The 19,657-nt window shown below is 50.8% G+C and carries 21 protein-coding genes; 11 read left to right on the forward strand and 10 right to left on the reverse strand.

The features are described from left to right. Positions 1–193 precede the first annotated feature (193 nt). From H6F67_RS00185 to H6F67_RS00205, 5 genes are all read left to right on the forward strand, one after another. Complete coding sequence (locus H6F67_RS00185) at positions 194–739, forward strand: hypothetical protein (RefSeq protein ID WP_190762128.1); 546 nt, start codon at positions 194–196, stop codon at positions 737–739. After that, positions 732–902, forward strand: coding sequence for a hypothetical protein (locus H6F67_RS00190; RefSeq protein WP_190762129.1), 171 nt, complete (start codon positions 732–734; stop codon positions 900–902). Before H6F67_RS00185 ends, H6F67_RS00190 begins: the two co-directional genes overlap by 8 nt. 205 nt (positions 903–1,107) lie before the next feature. Further along, positions 1,108–1,518, forward strand: a complete 411-nt coding sequence (locus H6F67_RS00195; RefSeq protein WP_313926738.1) for a protelomerase family protein — start codon at positions 1,108–1,110, stop codon at positions 1,516–1,518. Positions 1,519–1,663: 145 nt separating this feature from the next. After that, positions 1,664–1,897, forward strand: a complete 234-nt coding sequence (locus H6F67_RS00200) for a DUF3892 domain-containing protein (RefSeq protein ID WP_190762130.1) — start codon at positions 1,664–1,666, stop codon at positions 1,895–1,897. Between the two features lie 207 nt (positions 1,898–2,104). Further along, a complete protein-coding gene (locus H6F67_RS00205) occupies positions 2,105–2,377 on the forward strand; it encodes a hypothetical protein (RefSeq protein ID WP_190762131.1) in 273 nt (90 codons plus the stop codon). A gap of 90 nt (positions 2,378–2,467) precedes the next feature. Here the strand turns inward: H6F67_RS00205 and H6F67_RS00210 are convergent, their stop codons facing one another. Genes H6F67_RS00210 through H6F67_RS00220 form a run of 3 tightly spaced genes read right to left on the reverse strand, consistent with a single transcriptional unit; the run spans position 2,468 to position 4,826 of the window. Next, positions 2,468–3,427: a hypothetical protein gene (locus H6F67_RS00210; protein WP_190762132.1), complete on the reverse strand. Its 960-nt coding sequence runs from the start codon at positions 3,425–3,427 to the stop codon at positions 2,468–2,470. Continuing rightward, positions 3,417–4,292 (reverse strand): hypothetical protein, encoded by an 876-nt coding sequence (locus tag H6F67_RS00215; RefSeq protein WP_190762133.1) that lies wholly within the window; start codon positions 4,290–4,292, stop codon positions 3,417–3,419. The genes H6F67_RS00210 and H6F67_RS00215 overlap by 11 nt, the downstream gene beginning before the upstream one ends. Before the next feature lie 12 nt (positions 4,293–4,304). Continuing rightward, positions 4,305–4,826 (reverse strand): hypothetical protein, encoded by a 522-nt coding sequence (locus H6F67_RS00220; RefSeq protein ID WP_190762134.1) that lies wholly within the window; start codon positions 4,824–4,826, stop codon positions 4,305–4,307. Between the two features lie 156 nt (positions 4,827–4,982). Between H6F67_RS00220 and H6F67_RS00225 the strand changes: the two genes are divergently transcribed. From H6F67_RS00225 to H6F67_RS00240, 4 genes are all read left to right on the forward strand, one after another. Beyond that, a complete protein-coding gene (locus H6F67_RS00225; RefSeq protein ID WP_190762135.1) occupies positions 4,983–5,342 on the forward strand; it encodes a hypothetical protein in 360 nt (119 codons plus the stop codon). A 5-nt stretch (positions 5,343–5,347) separates the two neighbouring features. Next, a complete protein-coding gene (locus H6F67_RS00230) occupies positions 5,348–6,724 on the forward strand; it encodes a relaxase/mobilization nuclease domain-containing protein (protein WP_190762138.1) in 1,377 nt (458 codons plus the stop codon). Positions 6,725–6,876: 152 nt separating this feature from the next. Continuing rightward, positions 6,877–7,203: a hypothetical protein gene (locus H6F67_RS00235; RefSeq protein ID WP_242020421.1), complete on the forward strand. Its 327-nt coding sequence runs from the start codon at positions 6,877–6,879 to the stop codon at positions 7,201–7,203. A gap of 78 nt (positions 7,204–7,281) precedes the next feature. Continuing rightward, positions 7,282–10,236 carry a tetratricopeptide repeat protein gene (locus H6F67_RS00240; RefSeq protein WP_190762139.1) on the forward strand — a complete coding sequence of 985 codons (2,955 nt, stop codon included), beginning with the start codon at positions 7,282–7,284 and terminating at the stop codon, positions 10,234–10,236. Positions 10,237–10,498: 262 nt separating this feature from the next. Here the strand turns inward: H6F67_RS00240 and H6F67_RS00245 are convergent, their stop codons facing one another. From H6F67_RS00245 to H6F67_RS00270, 6 genes are all read right to left on the reverse strand, one after another. Then, positions 10,499–10,708, reverse strand: a complete 210-nt coding sequence (locus H6F67_RS00245) for a hypothetical protein (protein WP_190762140.1) — start codon at positions 10,706–10,708, stop codon at positions 10,499–10,501. A 36-nt stretch (positions 10,709–10,744) separates the two neighbouring features. Further along, positions 10,745–11,035: a hypothetical protein gene (locus H6F67_RS00250; protein WP_190762141.1), complete on the reverse strand. Its 291-nt coding sequence runs from the start codon at positions 11,033–11,035 to the stop codon at positions 10,745–10,747. Further along, positions 11,035–11,670, reverse strand: a complete 636-nt coding sequence (locus H6F67_RS00255) for a ParA family protein (protein WP_190762142.1) — start codon at positions 11,668–11,670, stop codon at positions 11,035–11,037. The genes H6F67_RS00250 and H6F67_RS00255 overlap by 1 nt, the downstream gene beginning before the upstream one ends. A gap of 224 nt (positions 11,671–11,894) precedes the next feature. Beyond that, positions 11,895–12,074 carry a hypothetical protein gene (locus H6F67_RS00260; RefSeq protein ID WP_190762144.1) on the reverse strand — a complete coding sequence of 60 codons (180 nt, stop codon included), beginning with the start codon at positions 12,072–12,074 and terminating at the stop codon, positions 11,895–11,897. Positions 12,075–12,468: 394 nt separating this feature from the next. Continuing rightward, positions 12,469–14,970, reverse strand: a complete 2,502-nt coding sequence (locus H6F67_RS27995; protein WP_190762145.1) for a glycoside hydrolase family 19 protein — start codon at positions 14,968–14,970, stop codon at positions 12,469–12,471. A gap of 534 nt (positions 14,971–15,504) precedes the next feature. Further along, complete coding sequence (locus H6F67_RS00270; protein ID WP_190762148.1) at positions 15,505–16,533, reverse strand: tyrosine-type recombinase/integrase; 1,029 nt, start codon at positions 16,531–16,533, stop codon at positions 15,505–15,507. 342 nt (positions 16,534–16,875) lie between these two features. Between H6F67_RS00270 and H6F67_RS00275 the strand changes: the two genes are divergently transcribed. Beyond that, positions 16,876–17,364, forward strand: coding sequence for a hypothetical protein (locus tag H6F67_RS00275; RefSeq protein ID WP_190762155.1), 489 nt, complete (start codon positions 16,876–16,878; stop codon positions 17,362–17,364). Next, positions 17,361–18,125 carry a TIGR02391 family protein gene (locus H6F67_RS00280; RefSeq protein ID WP_242020422.1) on the forward strand — a complete coding sequence of 255 codons (765 nt, stop codon included), beginning with the start codon at positions 17,361–17,363 and terminating at the stop codon, positions 18,123–18,125. Before H6F67_RS00275 ends, H6F67_RS00280 begins: the two co-directional genes overlap by 4 nt. 129 nt (positions 18,126–18,254) lie before the next feature. Here H6F67_RS00280 and H6F67_RS00285 read toward each other — a convergent pair whose 3' ends face one another. Further along, the gene (locus tag H6F67_RS00285; RefSeq protein WP_199304168.1) at positions 18,255–19,460 is read right to left on the reverse strand and encodes an N-6 DNA methylase; all 1,206 of its coding nucleotides are present in this window, start codon (positions 19,458–19,460) and stop codon (positions 18,255–18,257) included. Positions 19,461–19,657 lie beyond the last annotated feature (197 nt).

Consider the following 19,657-nt stretch of genomic DNA (forward strand, 5'->3'; position numbering starts at 1 on the left):
GCAACGGCGGAAATTGAACTAGAAAAATTAAAATCTAAACTCGCTCAAACTATTACCCCGCAACCGTTTGAGCAATCGAGAAAATTGTTAAGAAAAATGCGATTAACGCATAGCCATCACTCAAGTTGTCAGCGCTCAAGCCAAAACCCTTGAGTTCCTCACCCAAGAAATTGAATCGCTTCGATCACAACTAGTGCAGGTCAGCCAGGAGCGAAACCAGGCGATCGACCAACTCGAAGCGATCGACCAACAGCAGGCGGAGTGGGCTGCACTCCAAGCCGAAAACCAACGACTCAAATCCGCTCACACCAGTCTGATGCAGGCGTACAACCAACTCCTTGCCGATGGCAAAAAGCAGGCAATCGATCCGACTACTGACAGCGCGGCCACCCCAGCAGGTCAGTTGGATGAGCCATCCTCACGCACCAAAAACACCAACAAGCGCGTCTCTACCGCTGATGGAGGTGCAATTGCCCGTGCTTTGCGCCTATTTCGGGCCGTCCAGGACTGGAATGACCATCATCCACTCGCCACCTTTGCCATCACCGCCAGTTTGCTCAAGCGCGATTTCGGTATTCACGATCGGGCGGTGGAGGCATTTTTTGACCAATATCAGCCGGAGGTGGACGACTATCACCAGTCGATCGGCGTGTCCAATCCAAGGAGCCATAATCGGCAAAACGGCAGAGATACTGAGCAGTTGAAGAAATTCGTTGCCACACTGACAGCCAATGGCTAACGCGCCATCCGACCCATCTCAATTGCAGGCAACGCAGTCGATCGCCATTCGCGAAATTGAATTTGAGATTTCACCCATTCACGCCACACTCGCCCGATGCCGCTCCCAGTCTCGCTGGAGGCCATTGCTCAAATCAGATGCGATCGCCGTTTGCGAAATTTAATTTGAGACAACTGGCTAAAAAATTTACGACAAATAATTTGAGACAAACTCGATCGTCACCTCAAACTGTACTACTCAAACCTCAAACTCAGTCACAGCAATACGTTCAGCCTTTCAAAGGCGAAAAATAATTTGAGACGAAACGAAAAATAATGTGAAACTCGACAGCAAGCGGCGGATCGCGGTCATTTATCGCGGAACACGACATCAGTGCCACGCAGCATCGCCATCTGCTGCACTTTGAGGGGCAGGCCAAGAAGCGTGATGATCAGCCGAATGCGGGCTTTGACATCTTGACGCTGATTCCCGCAATTGAAGCGTTGGCACTCGTCGATCGCTTTCGATCCCATGTCTCTGTCGTGCCGCTGCTGGGGCAAGATGATGAACACCCAGACGTGCAGGCGTTCCATGCCCGTGTGAACCGCCGCGTTGAAAAGGTGTTTGGGCAGTCGGGTTTAGTGCCTGTGCTGCATGGCTTCAAGACTGTGAGTATTCATCGCCTGCGGGCACTGTGGGGCGCGATCGCCTTTCACTTCTTTGCACCCGGACGTTTCCAACCATTTTCTGATCCAATTTACCAACCTCTAGCTAAAGAGGAGTTTGGAGCGAACGTTTAAGAGTTGAAGAAGACCTAGATGGGATTAAAGTCCCATGCATAATTCTTAATAAAAATTTAAGTACTTGATGTGGTTTTTCTTTGATTGAGTGCCTAGAGTAGTACAAAGGCTCTGCCTGCTTCTGTACTACCTAGAGGTAACTCTTATGAGCAAACAACGTAGGGTTGTTGATGCTAGACAAAACAAAGATGGCAACATCAGTCATGTTCTGTTGGATGGCAATCAGCACTATACGCCAATTGAGAAAGCTGTTGAAATGGCTGACCAAGGCAAACTTGAAAATGCCCATGCTGTCCATCCTAATGGCAGAGATCCCTATCTCCGGACTAATCCAGACAGCCAATCTAGCAATAACTTAGACAGCATGGCACAAAGCTAGTGCTGATTGACTCTTTTAGAAATAATCAAAGCATAGTAGTAGCCCCTAAAAACATTAATGTTTTTAGGGGTTTTTTGATCTGCTGTCACATCTCTCAATCTTCGGGATCTTACGCGCTTTTGGTGAAATAGGGCTCGATCGCTCAAGCCGTCTACGCCAAATCCAGTCTTCAAAGCGCTTCCAGTTCCCACTTCACCAAAAGCGCGTATGAACCAAAATAGCGTGAAATTCGACATCATTGCTCACAACAACCGGATCGGTGAGAAAGATCTCAAGTGGCGCATTACCAACAATGCCATCAAGATACTGGCCGGATCGAGCAATCAACGGGCAATCGATCGCATCATCACAGGACAGCAGCAAGCCATCGACGCACACCACGCCACACACGGTCTAGAGGCGAATCACAACGCCAAACACAAACGCAAACGCAAAATTAGTGAGGCGATTGAATTTCCACTCGAATTACAGCCCGAATAAGTTTTCGTGAAAGAAAAAGCGCGAAATGGGGCGATCGAATAGAGCGATCGCCCCATTTCGCGCTTTTTCCATCGACTACACCAGCCGCGACTAGCCTTTGGGAACCAACCGAAGCCTGTATGTTGACGGGTCGGCGGGCGGAATCTTCAAAACACATTCTTCCTTTAGCTGCTGCTGGCAGTCTGTGAGCCGTTTCTGATTCCATTCCTGAATTTGTTGCCAGGAATCGAGATTGCTTTGCCCGCCAAATTGAGACACAACTTGTGATCGCCCCTGATTCACCGCAACGGCCAGAATCAGGCTAGCAACCGCAACCGAACCCAAGCAACTCCAGGGGCGCTTGCGAAACAAGAGAACCACTTGCTGTAGTCGCTTTCTAGCTTTATAGCTCGCTGTCTGACTCGCGGGTTCGTCTGCGTCTTCGGTCTTTTGAGTTTTTGGAATCAGCGCTTCGCTCAGGTTTTCGACGTGGTACAGCGCGGCTCCGATCCGAGTTTCCACCCGCTCTAAACGCAGCTTCAGCCCATAGGGGATCTCGATCGTCTGGCTCGGTGCGCTCGTCGATTGCGTTTCTGGCAGCTTCAGCTTCTCGATTTTGGTCGTCAGATCGATCGCTATCTCTGCCAGTTGTGCCGATAGAGTCTCCTCTGATTCCCGCATCTGAGCTTCGATCGCTTCCTCCTCTGAGCGCATTGAGGTTTCGCTCAGTGATTGCAAGATGTTCGGCATTGAGTCGATTGCTGCTTGCAATTGCGGTAGTTGCTCCGATAATTGCGCTAAGAATTGATTCCCTTTCTCGGAGGATTCGGCGGATGCCCTGATTTCGTTCATCAAGGCCACAATCGCTTGCAGCAGTGATTGGGTCGATTCTTGAATGCTGTGATTGGTGGTGATCCATGTTTCAAGTTTCTGGTTGATGGTGGCGGCATTGTCCTTTGTGGCAGCTTGAAACTCGTCAACTTTATTCCACAGCAGTCCAATTCCCCGCTCTAACCCTGCGACTGACTGGGTGGGATCGATCGCTTGCCCGTTGCCATTGTTAGCTTGCATTGGCTGGAGCCTCCGCTTTAGTCGATTTCTTTTGTCCTTTGCTCGATGCGGGTGCGGTATCTGCAAAAGCATCGACGATCGGGAGTGGCGAAGTCAGCCCCAAATACGGCGCGGCTTGCTCTAGGTGCAAACGGCTCTCATTAAGGAACGATTGCGTTAGCAGTAGATCGCCATAGGGAATTTCTTGATACTGGAAAAACGATCGCTGTGGCGTGGCCTTCTGCGTTTCGCCCTCACCTTCAAGCTGCTCCCCACCATGCAAAACATCGAAGGCGTTGGCATCGAGAATGGGCAGATCGATTTCAATCCCCTGCAATTGCGTGAATTTCTGGCGTGTCTCCGATTGCTCCCAGCGATTGAAGGTGAGGCCATCTTGCGCCCAAACCTGACTTTTGACCGCGACGTAATCCGCCTGATCGTCGCAGAAGCCGAGCATCGTGTTGAAGCTGTTGATTGTATTGAAATTGTTGTTGAGGACGGTGACGATCGTCAGCCGATACCCCAGTTGTTCAGCCGCTTGAAAAATACCAAAGGCTTGCATTTGCTCACGAGTTGCCCGACCACTCGCCCCCGGCATATCGATCATGGCGATCGCAGGCTTCTTCTCATAGAGCGTGGTCAGCAATTGCGCGGCCTTTTTCCGCTCTAAGAAGTTGAGCAGGTTGACGGGATGATTGCTTTCCTTGTGATAGCCTCGAAATTCTGGGTTCTCAATGTCAGCATCGAATCCCAGAACATCCACTCCCTGCCTAACCAAGAAATAATAGAGCAGTCGGCAAAAGAGCGTTTTTCCCGTGCCTCCCTTGCCACCCAAAATCATAATCAGCCGCTTCATTTTTGCGGCTGAACTCTTTGTCGAAGACATGACTTGTTTCTCCTACGGACGAACCGCATCATCAGTATTGAACTCTGGTTCTTCCCATTTGCGTCGCCCATTTGCTGACGAAGTAGACGCAGCAGCGCGATCGAGAATCGATTGGAGTTCAGATGAAACCTCAACCGTTTCTTGCTCCACTGACTCCAATTCGTTGCTACGATCTGCGATGACTTCCTCTGGCTTCGACGGCTTTTGCTTCGGCTTGTGGGAACGTGGAGACTTGGGTAATTTCTTTTCTTGAGGGGTCGATTCAATGGGTGTCGGAAGTTCGCTCTGTTTTTTCAGAGCATCGTAGTAATACTGGCGAATGGTAGCAGGTTTAATTTCTTCGCTCTCTCCAAAAGCATTTTGAAGACGCTCAGTAATTGCTTCCCACGATGCCTTCTTGCGTTTGGCTGCATCTATTTGAACAAACAGATGTTCGACCAACTCTCGAAGATTAATCGTAGTTTGCCATTCGTCAACTTCCTCAAATTGGGTGGCAAGTAAACTCAATTTTGTTTTGTCAAGTTTCCTGCCCATTGCCCAATGAATCAGTATTCATTCTTATCCACTTGAACCACAGCCTAAAAAATTTTGATTCGCTTGACTTCACACTTTGGAGGTACGTTTAATCGGTTGGTGAATTGATACTAATTATTAGTAGACGAACCGAGCCACGCAGAAGTTGAGCGAGTTATGGCTGTACCGGATACTTCTCAGAAGAAGTGCAGACCCTCGATCGAAATCTACTGTGAGTCCCTAGAGCAGAAGCAGCAGATCAAGACGCTGGCAACACAGCGCGGCTTGTCTGTCAGCCAATTTCTCATCCAGCTTGCCTTTGCCAACGGGCGCGATGTTGGGGCAAGGCGGCGATCGGAAGAGGTGCTAACCAATGCTGATCTCTACCGACAACTGATTGAACTCAACCAGACGTTGCAAGCACAGCACCAGGCTGACCCCACACTGCTCAAAGCGGCGATCGACTTGCTCGATCAACTGGGGCAGGAGCTTGTTTTGAAGCGCTTGGAACATCGAGCGCAACAACTCGTGGAGTAGCTGCAATGCGAGTCAAGGTGAAGAAGGGCAGCGATCCGCTGGGACTGGCAACCTACTTGCTCAACCCAGACAAACAGAAGCAAGGCGATCGAGCTGAAGGGCGATCTCCCATTCTTGCCAAGAATATGTTTGGCCGCGATGCTACTCAGCTTGCCGAAGAGTTTCGCTTCAGTCATGACCTCAATCGGCGGGTCAAGCGCACGATGGCGCACTACTCAATTTCACTGCCGCCGGGGGAGCAGGTGGACGATCCGCAAAAAGTGGCGATCGCGAAAGACTTGCTCAAACAGATGGGACATGGCGACTGCCAGTATTTTGTCGTTGCCCACCACGACCAGGCGCATAAACGCGGCGTACAGCATTGGCACGTTGCCACGTCTGCGATCAATCTCGATGGACAGCGGGTAGACGATTCTTACAACTACATCAAACTCAAAGCGGTCGAGCGCGACTTGGAACAGCGATACCAGTTGCAAGATTGCTCGCCTAGACCGATCCACCAGCAGAAAAATCTGACCAGCGGCGAAACCAAACTCAAAGACCGCACGGGTGAAACACTGCCCAAAGAGAAACTGTGGAAGGCGATCGACCAGGCCATCACCGACCAGCCCACCCTGCCCGTACTCCTGATGCGGCTCAAAGCGCAAGGAATCGAGGTGCAATTTCATGAGCGCATTGAAGACGAGGAGCGCAAACTTGGCCTGAGCTTTGGTATCGAGGGCAGCAAATTTCAGGGCAAGCGTTTGGGCAAGGCTTACTCATTTGGTGGACTGATCGAGCATCGCGGCGTGAGCTACGAAGCCGATCGTGATGATGAATTACTCAGACAGATTCATCATCTGAGCGCGGATGAATGCCGATCGAGGCTGGAGAAGGAGCAAGCCAAGCAATCACCCCAACCGAGCCTTGGGCCGGAACGTCAACGACGACCGCCACAACCGACGATCGCGCCGGAACTGATCCCAAATCCCGCACCAGCGACCAGAGCGCCGGAAGCTGCACCCGCTCAGCCCAAACCAACCACTGCCGCTCCGACCGCACCCACGATTGATCCAGCGCAACGATTGGTCACGGAAGCGGTACTCAAATTTGCACGGCAACGCCTGAAGAAAAAGCAGCGTGATGCCCTCACATCATCAGACCACCGCTACCGCATCGATCGCCATCCGCAATCGGGCACGATCACGATTGCCAGACAGGACGGCACGACAATCGCCCAGGGCACACCCACGACTCAAGGTTGGAATCTCGCGATCGCCCAAGTGCAGCCAGAGGATGAACAGCAGTTTTTGGGCTACTTCCAGCACGGGCAGCAACAGCGACTCAAACCCCAACGGACACCGATTAAGCCTCGCGATCGCGGTGGCATCGAACTGGAGTAACATCGCGAACTGCTTGCTGCTTGCGTCCAGCCGATTTGCCTTTTCGGTTCAATCCTGAGTTTCATCAGGGTTGCAGTTCTTCTTCGTTGTAGACACGGTTTGTATCTTTGATGAAGGATGCGTTGAATCGAACTTGTCATTTCAAGAGGTCAATGATGTCAGAGATTCGGATGGCAGTGGAAGGCGAGGGCGCGATCGAGGCGACGGAAGCGTTGCTGGAAATTCCCGGAGTTTCGGGGAGTTGGGAGACGAGCGGCGAAACTGAGCGCGAAGGGATTTTGGCAACGATCGCCACGATTATCGGCGTGGTGGGCGGGACGATCGCCATCGCGGAACAGATTCGTAAGTGGTATCAGGAATATCGGCAGCGGAAATCGGGCAAGACGATCGAGAAGGTGCTAATCGTCGGGCGAAACGGGCGACGCTTGCTGTTAGAGGATGCATCTGTTGAGGAAATTCGGCAGATTTTGGATGAGTGAGGCGATCAGGTGTACTTCTAAAAAGGGCTGTGCCAGAATCAATGAAATCTACTCAGTTCTTGCCAATTCGCCGCCGCCATGCAGATCCTTCACATTGACCTGAAACTGCTCGATCGATTTGCGGAACTGCGCTACTTTTGGCACAATCCGAACGATTTCGAGTCGCGATCGCTGCCGCTTGACCAAATTGCGGATCTACTTGAGCTTGCAGAGCAGGACTACTTCACGGCACTGCCGGAAGATTTTGGTGTGACGGGGCGCAGGCTGTACGACTGGCTGGACGGGAGCGATCGCTGGATTGCTTCAGAAATTCAGAAATCGAATGAGGGCGTGGTGTTAGCGATCGCGGCTGCGGGCAGGCTGGCGCATTTGCCTTGGGAAGTGCTGCATGATGGCGTTGATTTTCTGGTGAATCAGACCAGGCGATCGATCGTGCCGATGCGGTGGTTGCCGGATGCGGCTGGAGTCGAGCCGCCTGCAAATCGGGCGTTGCGGATTTTGTTGATGGCAACGTCGCCGGAAGGGGTGGAGCCGCAGCTAAAGTTTGAGGTTGAAGAAGGCCAGATTCTCACGGCGACGAAAAAGCAGCCTTTGCTTTTGAAAGTGGAGGAAAGCGGGTCGCTGGAGGGTTTGGAAGATGTCGCGAATGATTACGAAAAGGGTTATTTTGACGTTTTGCATTTGACCGGACACGCGACGCTGACGGATGAGGGCGCGAGATTTCTGACGGAGACGGAAACGGGAGCGTGTCATCTAGCGAGTGCGGCGGAAATTGCCCAGGCAATGCAGTTTCGGTTGCCGCCACTGGTGTTTTTGTCGGGCTGTCGAACGGGGCAGGCAGGGAAAAAAGGCGCAGTGCCCTCAATGGCGGAGGAACTGCTCAAAGCGGGCGCGAAGGCGGTTTTGGGCTGGGGTCGTCCGGTTTTAGATAGCGATGGCATTGCGGCGGCATCAGCACTGTATACAGCACTCTCAGCCGGATATGAACTGACGGAAGCATTGGTGAAAACCTATCAGGCGTTGCTGGGGCAGCAGGCGCGAGACTGGCATTTGCTGCGGCTGTATGTGCGGGGTGAACCGCCTGCGGCACTGGTGACGACGCAAAAAACTAGAGGCCGCGAATTGGCTCCGCCTGTTTCGATCGCACCTAAATTTACAGATCGACATGGATTAATGCGAGTTTGCGATCGCACTGCGTTTGTGGGACGGCGGCGCATTCTGCAAGCTTGTTTGCGCGTGTTGAAGTCGGATGAGCGGGTTGGGGTGCTGCTGCATGGCATGGGCGGTTTGGGTAAGAGCAGTGTGGCGGCGCGGCTGTGCGATCGACTCTTCCAGGACTTCACGCCGATCGTGCTGGTGGGAAAGCTGGATGAGCCAGCGCTGGTGGGTTTGCTGTGCGATCGACTCGATGACGCGACGTTGCGGCAAAGTTTGCAAGCGAATGACGAAGAACTCCGATATCGGCTGCGGCAAGTCTTTCAGTCTGAGGCTGCGCCCGCTCTGCTGCTGGTGCTGGATGATTTTGAGGCGAATTTGGAAGCGCGAGAGCAGAAATTTATTCCCAGCGTGGCGGCGGCTGAGGTGCTGAAGGCGTTGGCGTGGGCAGTGCAGGAGACGCATCGCCATCGACTGCTGATTACCAGCCGCTATGAGTTTGATTTTTCGGAACTGCGGCAGTTTGCGAAGCAGCCACTTGACGCGCTGCGGAACGCGGACTTACAGAAAAAATGCGACCAGCTAGCCGCCTTTGCTACCAAGTCCACGATCGATTCCGATTTGCGATTGAAAGCCCTGCAACTGGCAGACGGCAATCCTCGCCTGCTGGAATGGCTGGACAAAACGCTGGTGGCGGACGGAATCGATCGCGCCAAGATTCTCGACCAGATCGAGGCCAACCCGCAGGAACTCCGCGAACAGGTTCTCGCTCAAGCGCTGCTCGACCAGATGAATCCGCCGACGCGCGAACTGCTGCAACGCGGCTTGGTGTTTGAGATGCCTGTGCCCAGAGCCGCCCTGACACACATTTGCACCGAGTCTCAGGCACAGCAGATCGATCGAGCGATCGCCCTTGGCCTGCTGGAAGTCAGCCCCGATAACTCGCTGCGCGTTCCCCGCATTTTGCCCCTGACGCTGGAAGCCACCCCAGACCTCTACGCCCAAGCCACCGAAATTCTGTATCAACTCTGGTGGGAACCAGCCAAAACTTCAAGTGAAGCTCAATGGCTCGAAGTTCATCGACTGGCGCTACTTGCCCAAGACGAAGCCATCGCCGTAGACATAGCAAATTTTGTAGGACATTTCTGGAAGGATCAAAGCCGCTTTTGCGAAGTAGTCAACCTGTGCAGTGCTACATTGAACCTGACATCAGACTATCAAGTGCTTCATGCCTTAGCGCGTTCAGAACAAGAGTTAGGTGAAGACAAGCAAGCCTTGGCACACTACCAGGAAGCACTTCAGTTGTGTCATCCAGAAAACGAGCAAAGAGCAGCAATTATTCATAATATGGCAGTTTTAAAGGCTAACCAGGGCAGTTTGGACGAAGCGCTTAACCTCTATGAGCAATCGTTAGCGCTTTGTGAGCATAGCAACAATAGCGAGGGCAAAGCTGCTATTTTGCATTGCATAGCCTTCATTAAGGCCGACCAGGGGAAAGAAGATGAAGCACTCAATCTGTATAGACAGTCGTTAGCATTAGATCAGCACACTGGTAATCTTCGCGGTGAAGCTGCCACTTTGCACCAAATGGCAACCCTCAAAGCCGATCAGGGAAAAGTAGATGAAGCAATTGGTCTTTATAAGAAGTCTTTAAAACTCAAGGAACATATCGGCAGTGTTAAGGGCAAAGCTATGACGTTGCAATGGTTGGGACAATTAACCGCTATTAAAAGGGACTATGCAACTGGATTAGCTTATTTGCGAGAATCTTTAAAGATTTTGGAAGAGATTCAATCTCCAAAAGCTGAAGGTAGCAGAAAGGCAATAGAGATGTTGCAGCAAATAAGGCAACAAAGTATGGATAAGAAGACCTTTTAAGAAATTAAGTACAAATCAGTGAAGAAATTTCACCTCTACCAGCTTGTATTTCCCCCGGAGTCATTTAGATTAAGCAAAATTAGCTTAAAGAACCTGAAGGTCTGAGATCATTCGGCAAATCATCAAGCATCCAATTCAATAAGCGACAAAGAATTTTCACTTCTCGTAGCGTCAGCTTTGCCTCGTAGATGCCTGTTTTCCAATTGCAATCGCAACTGGGTCAACTGGGCAAAGTTGCGATTGCACTGGCAAGCGCAAAGAATCAGCCCGGATTCTCTAGATGAGAAACACGACTTTTCTCACGCCGCAACCAGACCAAGCACACGCCATCGAGTCGAAGTGAATAACCACGAAGCTGTCCTTCACAGAAGGAGCGTTGCGCTTCGGCTTCATCCGCATGAATTAAAACAATGCCGTCCTCGCTCACTTCGGCATCGATCGCTTGGAAGCTAGGGCTAATCTCTTCGCTCATGTCTTATTCTTCTAAGCTCATTTACTCAAATCTTCATTATTTCATTTGAGTATTACTGGAGCGCAATTCATCAAGCAATTCTGTCACAATTTCAGTGATCGAACGTCCTTCTTGACCGCTGTGGCTTTTGAGCCAACGATGCAAATCGAGGGGAATGTCCACATTCAGCCGCTTTGTTTCGACTTTGGGCGGCTCGACCATCGGCGGCTCGATCGCCTGTGGAGATACCGTTGGGATGTTCAGACTTTGGCGAAGTTGCTCGACTGCCTGCGGGTCGAAATCATCCTGGATTACATCATCCGACAAAGGTTTACGTTTGGGAGCCATCAGACCAGTACCTCCATCACTTCACGGCAAAACGCTTCAAATTCTTCTCTGGCTTCGCGCACACCCGCATCATTCGGCATTGTCCACACGACGGCTTTTTGCCCAAAACAGTCTGCGATCGCCTGCCGTTGATAAAGCACAGTCCTGAGCAGTCCTTTCGGTTCAAGCAGCGTTCGCGATTCTTGCAAGAGGCGAGTCCCCTTCGTTGCTCGACTCAGGACAAGGCGCACTTTGGGCTTGCCACTTCTGACTGATTGCACCTGCTGCACGAGCTTCAGCGCCTCATGGGTGCTGGATAAATCGAGTCCAGTCGGTTGCGCTGGAATAATTGCCAGATCCGATCGCAGCAGGATATTGAGGGTGATGTCTGAAAGCATTCCACCGCCATCGACCACAATGCAGTCGAATGACTTGGCAATCATCGGAATTTCCTCAAGCAGACGAGTTCCTTCGCTAATGACATGAGTTTCGATCGGCGGCGACATTTTCGAGAGCCAGCGCGAAGCGGACTGTTGACCATCCGAATCAATCACGGCGACCGATCGCCCCTGCTGGGCAAGCCACCAAGCCAGATGGCAAGCCAGTGTAGATTTGCCACACCCGCCCTTCTGATTGACCAACGCAATTACGCTCATTGTTTCATTTGAGTAAATGATGTTATGAGTTTAGTTTCATTTGAGCAATTTGCAGCAGAAGCTTTGTTTCAAACCAACACCATTCGCCGATCGCAACTGAGCAATCGAAACACTGCTAACTCAATTGAGTGAATGAGTGAATGAGTGAATGAGTGAATGATAGTTGTATTACTTACTCATTTACTCAATTGAGTTAGCAGTTGAATTGCCTAAGAGCGCTTGTGCTATGCCTCTAGCGCCATGTCTGTTAGCACTTCCCAGTAGTCCGGTTTGGACACTTGCTCCCGACAACGCAAATAGGTCTCGCTCTCAACAGGTGTCCGGGAGTGCGAGGGCAGCCCCATCGAGAAGGATTTAGGCCGTTTTTCTCTGGGAATTTGATCCCACTCGGATTTGAGTGTCATCCGTCCTAATCCTTCCGCAACGTGCCCAACGTGCGAGATCGTTGTGCCATTGAGTCACACGCGCAATCGTCTGGTGATAATCTGATTTAGTGACAGAAACCGCGACGAGGGCGTGGGCAACCACAAAAAAAGCACTGGACGCTGTTGCTTGCGCTCAAAATAAATTTCGCAACACGGCTTGCTTTTGCCTCTGCCGTAGCGTATCTAATTGCCTTCGATCGACTCTTGGCTACGATTACCATCCGTGAGCCGCTTGGCACGAAGCTGAAGAATGCCCGCTTGCTCTGCCGCTGTGCAGCCGCCGAACTCAGCGAGCAGTAGATCGGGCGAGCCGCAACGATTAAAACCTGGAAGCGTTCCAAAATTGTAGGCATGATCGAAAAGGTGGCTTTCCCTACCCAATTTGAAAGTAATTGCCATTGATATCTAAGCCCTGAGCGATGTCTTGAAAAATAGCAACTTTGTCGTTACGGTAACTTAATACCATTCCCGAAGCCGAATTACTGAGTCTATAATCTGCTTTTGAACCAGCAAGGCGAACAATGTCCTCACTTGAATTAAAGTCCTTAATAATTACGTAATCAATGTCTTGCTTCAACTGAATCACATCTTTTGACTTTTCCCAAAATAGCAGCCGAGCATCATATCCATTGGGTTTTTTCGTCTCTTTATTAATGCCATTAACGATGGCACTAACTGTTTCAAAATCTCCCTCGTTAGCATAATCAAGCGCAGTCTTGCCATTCTTCTTGCGAGTCGCGAAGAACCAAGCTGCGGTTCTAGCTGCCAAGGCCGAATCATCTGCAACCAAACCTGGCTGTTTAACAAGCTTGTTGCCAAGCTTGAGTCCTTTGCTAGCAGATTCATAATTATCTTTGAACGTCAAGTGTAGCAATCCACGTCCTCGATACTCGTAGCCCTCACCGCTCAATATTTTTTTGTTGTTTTCAGCATCTGTCAGCTTGTTGTCTTCCTTCGGTTCAGGGCTATTACCGTTACGATCGCCATAGGCTCTGTTGGCAATCTTCGCTTGTTCGACCGTTGTGTTTGCCTTGCCATCCGTCCCCAAGTTGTCCTCAACCCATTTGTCCGAAAAGCGCTTCTTCCCAAACGTCGCCTGTAGCACTTTTTTGGTATAGCTCAATTCCTCTTCAGGTTGGGTCAATCGTTTAGATTCAACAGCAACTTGGGCAAGAAATGCTTGTTGCTCCGCGATTGTATTGATTCCAAACTCCTGCATTGCTGCATTGAGCGGAGTAAGATACGTTCTAACTCCTTGTGCAATCTCTTTTTTGAGTTTGGCAGATTTTTTACCCAACCCCACCACAAAAATATCTTCAAGCTGCTTGGCTGTAATCGGCGTAAAGCCAGTTGGATCTGGAGCAGGAGCAAGATAGTAAGCTTGGTTTTGAGTACCCAAGACAAAGGTGTCCCTACCAGTGCCACCTATGAGCGTATCGACTTCGCCAACGCCAAGTCCTAGTCCCACTCCTACTAACGCATCGTCTCCTGAGCCACCCGTTACGATATCGTTTCCATCTCCACCAGTAAGTTTATCTTTTCCAGATTGTCCATTAATGGTGTCATTTCCGGCTAAACCATCAATGCAATCATCGATTGATTTGCCAGGTCTATCTCCATTTAAAATATCAGCTTCAGGTGTACCATCAATGCAATTCGTCTGAAGCGGGGTAGCGCGTATGATGACTTGAGTGCCATCTGACAAAGATGACCAAAATGCAACTTGTCCTGATTGATTAATCGGATCATAAACCTCTAAGTCATTGATTGTTCCAGTCAAGCCTGCAACGTTGTCTCCCTGCTGAAGTAGTTGCTGTGGGTTTTCGATGACGACCGGATCGCTAGCAATTGCAAGCGTGGCTGCACTACTGTAAAGTCCTTCGTTTCCTGAAGTGTTTGTGGCAAGATAGGCAAGATTTACGCTACCGATATCGCCACTTAAACGAGCGGACACACCTACACGAGAATCAGCACCAAAACTAGAGAAAAATCCAATATCTTCACCAACATCCACCTGCTGATTATTGTTCGTATCTCGCCAGGTTTCACCTGGATCGAGATAGCCATTGCCTGAAACGCCTGCAACTCGTTTCAACAACCGCCCACTACTTGTCTCAATGCTGAGGAAAATTCCTGCTCCTGGCGTTGTGTTAAGAGCGCTTGCTCCAGCCTCATTCAAGCTGCCATAGAAGGCAACAGCTCTGCCATCATCGCTAATCCCTGAACTCAGACCGAGTTGGGTAAATCCCATTGCGGCATCTGCAATCGTCTCTGTGTTCTCAAGGCTTTCGTTGAATAGAACAATGGGCGAGGGAGGAAGCGTTTCACTGCCACTCTGTCCCCCCAATCGAACAACAATTTTTCCGTTATCCGCGATCATCGGTCGCATGACGGCATTAATAGGTGTTGTGTCAAAACCAATAAATGCTTCGGTTGCTAGCAGCCTGGTCGTGCCTTCTAGAGCCGAGAAGACGACTTTGCCGTTATTATTAATGCTGGGCTGGCTAAACAAACTATCAAATGAGTTGAGGATGCTAGGGGTCACAGCAACATTGTCAAGACTCCCTGGCGTATCGGCATCTCGCACTCGCACTCCACTAATCGCCTCAAAGCTGGCATCTATTCTGAAATCGTGCGAAACAACTTGATTGGAATTATTAATTTGAACCGCCCGTGTTGCGTTAGCAGCAGTTCCATTCCCTGTAACATCAATCAAGGGCTGAATTCCATTTCCGGCAAGAATATCAGTGACATTGCCTGAACGTCCGACGAACGCGACTACACCTAAATCATTGATTGACGGTTGATTTTCCAACCCCGTTAAGCCGGAAGCATTCGTCTTAGCGATGATATCAAAGCTGTAAGAGGAAGTCATAAAGGATATTTCCTAAGCTCAAACGTTAGCGGCTGCACAAGAAGATTGGGGCAAATGTTCTCAGTGGAACTACGCTGCTTGTCAGTAGCTAGTGTAAAGAAGCAGCAGTCGGTAAAACTTCATTAGTTTAAAGCATCGTTTTAGGAAAGCTGATTTTCTTACTTAAAGCTTCATATGACAGAGTCTAAATACTTGTATTAGTTTGTAAACATGAAATCGACATTTCAAAGCCAACGCCTTGTTTTTTAGCGCCAGCCCCACTAGTCATGACCTGGAAAGGGTGCAATGCCACGCAACCTGCAAGCTTCCCGTTCTCTCTCGCTCCCCATACCGATGCGCCAAACCAATTACCGCTGCGCCTGGTAGTGGCAGCTAGAAAGGTGCTGGCGACACCAGCGCCAGCGCAGCAAGTTTTTAACGCCAATCCGGATCAACCACACAAGTTGCGGCATGGGCAGAACACTCCTTCACTGGCCGCACACCAGGAACAGGGCTTGTGGGACGGCAACGCGGCTAGGGCTAACCCTTCGGTACTTAGCGCTCACAGCTATTCTCGCTCGTCACCTGCACATCAATTCCCAAGGCCGGATTATGGGCATAGCGATCGCTCACATGGGCATAAATGGCCGTCGTCTTGGGATCGGCATGACCCAACAAATCCTGCACTTGGCGCAAATCCGCGCCCGATCGCAACCCCAATGTCCCTGCCGTATGCCGCAGACTGTGCGCCGACAACCTGCGCCCGCCACTGTGCTTTAACTGTGCCGCTTCGAGATACTGATCGACTACATAGCGCAGGCCGCGTCGCGACAGCCGTTGCCCCCCAAAGCGATTACCCACCGTCAAGAACAGGGGACGATCGGGCGTGAGCGCTTCACCCGCCGATCGACGCGCATCGAGGTACTGCCACAGCACGATCGCGATATCTGATCGCAGCGGCATGGTGCGGCGATGGCGTTTGGCTTCAACGCGCAAGCCCCAGTGATTGCCCTGCTGAATCAAGTCCCCAACATTGGCGCGATGCAATTCGACCGTGCGCGGACCCTGCAACCCCATCAAGGCCAACAGTGCCCGATCGCGCCGACTCTTGATTTGGTCATCTTGGGGCACGGCAGCGAGCAGGTGCGCTAACTCAGACAGCTCCAGAAAACTCAAGGTTTCGGCGCGATCGTGTTTGGCACGGGGCGCTTTAATCCCAAGCGCCGGATTGGTTTTGACCAAGCCCTGCTCGACGGCACAAGCATAGAAGCGCCGGATGACCACGAGCGTCAGGGCTATCGTCGCACTCTGCTGTTTTTTGGTCTCGACCAGCTCGCGCCGATAGCGTTTGATGTCATCGGGGCTGGCGATCGCCGGAGCAAACCCCTGATGCTCACACCAGCGCAAATACTGGTTAATCCGCCGCTGGTAGGTGATGACGGTATCGGCACTCGCATCGCCCTCGGCCACATCGAGTTGCAAAAACTGCTCGAACGCTTGCCGCAGCGCGTCCGGCGTGGGCAAGGGGGCAGGACGCTCGCGACGGCGAGACGAGCGGGCAGACGTGGAGCGAGGAACAGCCATACCGTTTATGGTACGCAAGGATGGGGGGTTCGCGATTTCTACTGCCGGAAACTAGCGTTCTCGGCAGTAGAAATCGGCAGTAACGACACCATGAAGCCACAGGGGTATGGATGCTTCTTCGCAGGGCGATCGCGCTGAGGCTGGAATCGTAGACAGGAGAAGTGAAAGCAGTGCAGTCAGACCCTTGCTTGTGCTTATGTGACGAGGCGGGACATCGTTGAGGGAGGCTAACCATTTGCTCTACCACTGTGCTGACTGGTCAGGAGAAGTGATTGGGAATTAACCTGCTTGTGACGCAAAGTTGTTGCAGTACGCTAGAGCTAAGTTTGAAAGCCGTGACCCATGAGAAAGCCTGTTTTAGCTCCATCCCTTGAGCATTTTCTATTTCAACTGAGTAAGAATGATGAAGTTTTAGTAACAGTTCTCAAGGGTCATCTTGTCATTGAGGCTTTACTGGTTGAAGTTGTTCAGCTAAGACTCTTCAATGATCAACCCTGGAAGTGGAGTTTTCCTAAAAAAGTGGATTGGTGCATTGAGAGTGGATATCTTTCAGACGAGGAAGGCGATGCGATTAAAGGGCTGAACGATATTCGTAATGATTTTGCACACATTCTTGGGCATCGCCTTACGTTTGATACAGTATTTTCACTTGCCGGAAAACTTAATAATGCAGGATTTATTTTTTCCGATGAAACCATTTACTCTGATCAAAGCTTGTCTGAAGAGTGGTATGGAATTGATGGTGCAATAATTGAGATTTTGAACACGATTTTCTTTCACTTAGCTGGGTTGCTTGCAGAAAATGGTGGCAACGACTACAGTGACGGATGAATCGTCATGCCATTAATACACTCTATATGCAAGCTTTGAATTTAACTGAAACCCAGAAGAGTCTTTTGCAGTGGTTGGTTGAACAAGTACGTGCTGGACTGCTTAACGAGGAAGAAATTTGGTTTGCCTGGTCGTTTGATGGTACAAGTCTAGTCGGCTATGAAGGAAACCTTCCTGAAGTAAAGACAACAACGCTTGATGCTTTGCAGAGTCATGGTTGTCTCTCATGTGACAGAAGCCAGCAACATCAGTATAAATGTGCTTTAACTGGCAGAGCTTATGAAGCAGTTGATTCTCATTTTGGCGCTCCTAACGTGTCTGCGCTTCCTCACTTGATTCCCCTAACTGAAATTCAGCACTTAGATTCAGAGCTATGGGATAGGTGTCGGTTTTCATTGAGTGCTGGCGGAGCTGATCCTAAAGCTTGGGATAAAGCTGTTCGCACAGCAACAGTAGTTTTAGAAGAACGTTTAAGAACACTTGGAAAAACTGAAGCTATCAATCCAGACGCGACTGGTGAAGGGCTTGTGAATCTCATTTTTGCTGGTAAGAATCCAGTGATGAGTAACAAGCTCGACGATAAACAACGGAAAGCATATCGCGATCTGTATGCAGGTGTAATGACTGTTTTTCGCAATCCTTACGCGCACCGAATTATCGATCCTAGCCCGGAGGTGGGTGGGGCTATCATTGTATTTATCGATCTGCTATTGAAAACATTGGATGAGATGGATTGGAACTCAGGTGAAGAAGGGAAATAACGTTCTGGTCGGAGCGGACGGTTTAGAAATTTTGGTGAGGCACAAGTGTTCTGCCACCGTTTAACTAGAAGGCATACAGCCGAAGTTGTTGGTTTGAGCAGTAGATTGAAGCTTACCTGTCCATGCAGTCTAAGTTTGGCGTAAAGCTTCTAAAGCGGCATGAACTTCTTTGCTCTTGAGATCGATGATTTCTAGCAGTTGTTCGGGAGTACGATCGTCCTCCTTACTCTTGGCATTTGGGTTGACGGCTTTGAGGTCGTAGTTCTTAGCTTCAATTTCGTCACGGGTGACAATCCAACTGCGATCGCTCTCGGCCTGCGTGGGCAGCAGCGTGAGAAATTCCTCAAAATGCTGCTGAGTGAGGGGATTGCCTTTGTTGACTTTGAGATCGGATAGGTCGTAGTACCAGATGCGTTCGGTCGATCGGCCTTTGGTGAAAAAGACAAGATTGGTCTTGACACCCGCACCCGCTGTCGTGAACACGCCTCCCGGCAGGCTGACGATGCACCAGACATCCGCATCATCGAGCAGTTTCTTTTTGGTTTGCACAAAGGCGGTTTCGTTGGTGCGAAACAAAATGCCTTCGTCGAGGACAATGCCGCAGCGTCCGGTCGGTTTGAGGCTGTTGAGGACGTGCTGGAGAAATAAAACCTGCGTGGAACTGGTTTTGTAGGCGAAGTGGGTTTGGGCTTCTTTGCCTTCTTTGCCGCCAAACGGCGGATTCATCAGAGCGACATCAAACAGGGCGGGTGCGCCCGCGAATAGACCACCATAGGTTTCGGCTCCGGTGAGGGCGTTGCCGTGCCAGATATGGGGATGGTCAATGCCGTGCAGAATCAAGTTGGCGAGGGCGATCGGGTAGATGGCGTTGTCTTTTTCACGTCCGTAGAAGGTTTTGTGTTTGAGGGTGTCGAGGTCTTCGGCGGTCGTGATGTTGGCGTTGTGTCTGCCCGCCATGTGTTCGTAGGCTTGAGCCAGAAAGCCGCCTGTGCCGCAGCCTGCGTCGTAAACGGTTTCGCCAATTTGCGGGTTGATTGCCTGTACCATTGCTCGGACGACAACGCGGGGCGTGAAGAACTGGCCGCCGTCGTTGCCTTTTTCGCCCATCTTCAGCAGCAAGCCTTCGTAGACCTGGGAGAGCGTGTAGATGTGAGTGTCATCTACGGCATGGCGGCTGATCGGGTGAATTTTGTCGAGGATGTCGAGGAAGTTGCGTTCGGTATCGATGCGGGTGCGATCGACACCTGAAAGCACTTCGCTGATCACTTTTTGGCGCGGCGTGGCGTGGGGCTGGTCGCGCAGCTTTTTGAGGTAGGGCAAGAGGTCGCGGTTCACAAAGTCGATGAAGCCGTTGATCGCGCCGTCTTGCAGTTCTTGGCGTTTCCAGCCTTGGGCGAGGCCGTCGCGCAGGGTGAGGAGTGAGGTGGACCCGTAGGACTAGACGAAAATCGAGGGAGAATAAGCTACAGATCTCAAGTTGCAGACTCAGCAATGCTGATGTTTTAGTTCGACTTTAATCAGCGATTCAACTA

Origin of the sequence: Microcoleus sp. FACHB-1515 (assembly GCF_014696105.1) — a bacterium.
Classification (GTDB): Bacteria; Cyanobacteriota; Cyanobacteriia; order Elainellales; family Elainellaceae; genus JAAUTJ01.